The sequence below is a fragment of the Nocardioides sp. genome, from assembly GCF_036401255.1.
Lineage (GTDB): Bacteria > Actinomycetota > Actinomycetes > Propionibacteriales > Nocardioidaceae > Nocardioides.
The window spans coordinates 1-2,228 of record NZ_DASWVI010000160.1; the positions used below are offsets into that span (position 1 = coordinate 1).

Annotated in this window: 3 protein-coding genes; 2 read left to right on the forward strand and 1 reads right to left on the reverse strand. The window is 71.2% G+C overall.

Translation table 11 applies throughout. The annotated features are described in order from the left end of the window. Both VGD85_RS07615 and VGD85_RS07620 read left to right on the forward strand, forming a co-directional pair. The coding region (locus VGD85_RS07615; RefSeq protein WP_331062849.1) for an ACT domain-containing protein at positions 1-625 on the forward strand (625 nt) is incomplete at its 5' end. Beyond that, positions 622-1,671, forward strand: coding sequence for an aspartate-semialdehyde dehydrogenase (locus VGD85_RS07620; protein WP_331062850.1), 1,050 nt, complete (start codon positions 622-624; stop codon positions 1,669-1,671). The genes VGD85_RS07615 and VGD85_RS07620, both read left to right, overlap by 4 nt. 78 nt (positions 1,672-1,749) lie before the next feature. On the opposite strand, the gene VGD85_RS07625 is transcribed toward VGD85_RS07620, so the two are convergent. Further along, a partial coding sequence (locus VGD85_RS07625) for a hypothetical protein (RefSeq protein ID WP_331062851.1) occupies positions 1,750-2,228 on the reverse strand: 479 nt, incomplete at its 5' end.

Consider the following 2,228-nt stretch of genomic DNA (forward strand, 5'->3'; position numbering starts at 1 on the left):
CGAGTACGCCCGCCGCTACGACATGCCGATCCACGTGCGCTCCTCCTTCAGCCAGAAGGAAGGCACCTGGGTCATCCCGGACAGCAAGGCAGGAGAGGAAGAGATGGAGCAGGCGATCATCGCCGGCGTCGCCCACGACCGCAGCGAGGCCAAGATCACCGTCGTCGGCGTCCCCGACAAGGTCGGCGAGGCGGCGCGCATCTTCGAGGCGCTCTCGGCCACGGAGATCAACATCGACATGGTCGTCCAGAACGTCTCGGCCGCCGCCACGGGGCTCACCGACATCTCCTTCACGCTGCCGCGCGCGGACGGCCAGGCCGCGATGGGCGCGCTCGCGCGGATCCAGGACGAGGTCGGCTACGACAAGCTGCTCTACGACGACCAGATCGGCAAGGTGTCGCTGATCGGCGCCGGCATGCGCTCCCACCCCGGCATCACCGCGAAGTTCTTCGCCGCGCTCGCCAGCGCCGGCGTCAACATCGAGATGATCTCGACCTCCGAGATCCGCATCTCGGTGATCGTCGCCGAGAACCAGGTCGACGAGGCCGTCCGCGCCGCCCACACGGCGTTCGACCTCGACGCCGACGAGGTCGAGGCGGTCGTGTACGGCGGGACCGGCCGATGAGCCGCCGTACCTTCAACATCGGCGTCGTCGGGGCCACTGGCCAGGTCGGCGTCGCGATGCGACAGATCCTGGAGGAGCGCGACTTTCCCGTGGGCGAGGTGCGGTTCTTCGCCTCGGCCCGCTCGGCCGGCACGGTGTTGCCGTTCGCCGGTCGCGAGGTGGTGGTCGAGGACGCCTCGACAGCCGACCCGAGCGGACTCGACATCGCGTTGTTCTCGGCCGGCGCCACCACGTCGCGGGCGCTTGCTCCGCGGTTCGTGGACGCAGGCGTGATCGTCGTCGACAACTCCAGCGCCTTCCGCAAGGACCCTGACATCCCGCTCGTCGTCGCGGAGGTCAACCCCGAGGACGCCGCTGCGGTTTTCGAGGCCGGGCGCGGGATCATCGCCAACCCCAACTGCACGACGATGGCCGCGATGCCGGTGCTCAAGCCGCTGCACGACGAGGCGGGCCTGGTGCGGCTGATCGTGTCGTCCTACCAGGCGGTCTCCGGATCGGGCGTCGCCGGCGTCGAGGAGCTCGCCACCCAGGTGGCGGCCGCGGGCGACAAGGCCCGCGAGCTCGCCTACGACGGCGAGGCCGTGGCGTTCCCCGACCCGGTGAAGTACGCGCGGACGATCGCCTACAACGTGCTGCCGATGGCCGGCTCGATCGTGGACGACGGCCTCAACGAGACCGACGAGGAGCAGAAGCTGCGCAACGAGTCGCGCAAGATCCTCGGCATCCCCGACCTCCGCGTCTCGGGCATCTGCGTGCGGGTGCCGGTCTTCACCGGCCACTCGCTGGCGATCAACGCCGAGTTCGAGCGGCCGATGACCCCGCAGCGCGCGGCCGAGCTGCTGGCCGACGCCCCGGGCGTGGAGCTCTCGGACATCCCGAACCCGCTCCAGGCCGCCGGCAAGGACCCGTCGTACGTCGGACGCCTGCGCACCGACCCGGGCGTCGACGGTGACCGCGGCCTCGCGTTGTTCGTCTCCAACGACAACCTGCGCAAGGGCGCCGCCCTCAACACCGTGCAGATCGCGGAGCTGCTCGCCGCCCGCTGACCTGCCGGCGTTCCCCGCGCACCTGACAGAACTGTTCTCGATGCGGCGCGTGGTCGACAGATACGTCAGGTGCGTGGGTCAGGACGCGGGGGGACCGGTGAACGTGCGGGTCACCCAGTGCGCGAGCGCGAACGTGCCGGCGCTGATCAGCGGGATGACCACGACCATCGGGCGGTCCAGCAGCGAGTCGACCAGGAACAGCAGCGCCAGCACGCAGGTCAGCCCGACGGCGAGGAAGCTGGTGCTGCCGGGCTCGGGCACCCGGGCCAGCCGCAGCAGCAGCATCCCGACCACCACCATCACCACCAGGATCGCGATCAGCAGGCCGTAGCCGGTGTCGCCGCACGACGAGGTGCCCTGGACGCCCTCGCACAGCCGCAGCGACGCCCAGGTCAGCCCGACGATGCCCAGGCCCACCACGACGCCGGTGAGCAGCACCGCCGGCATCCCGCCGGGGCCGCGCTCCCGGCGCACGCGGGCCGGCCGTGGCTCGGGCTCGGCGACCGGCTCCGGGGTGTCGTCCGGCGCCGTGGGCAGCGGGCGGGTCTCCTCGAGCA

Coding starts and splice junctions, on each gene's coding strand:
- VGD85_RS07620 (WP_331062850.1), top strand. CDS start 622: ATGAGCCGCCGTACCTTCAACATCGGCGTCGTCGGGGCCACTGGCCAG.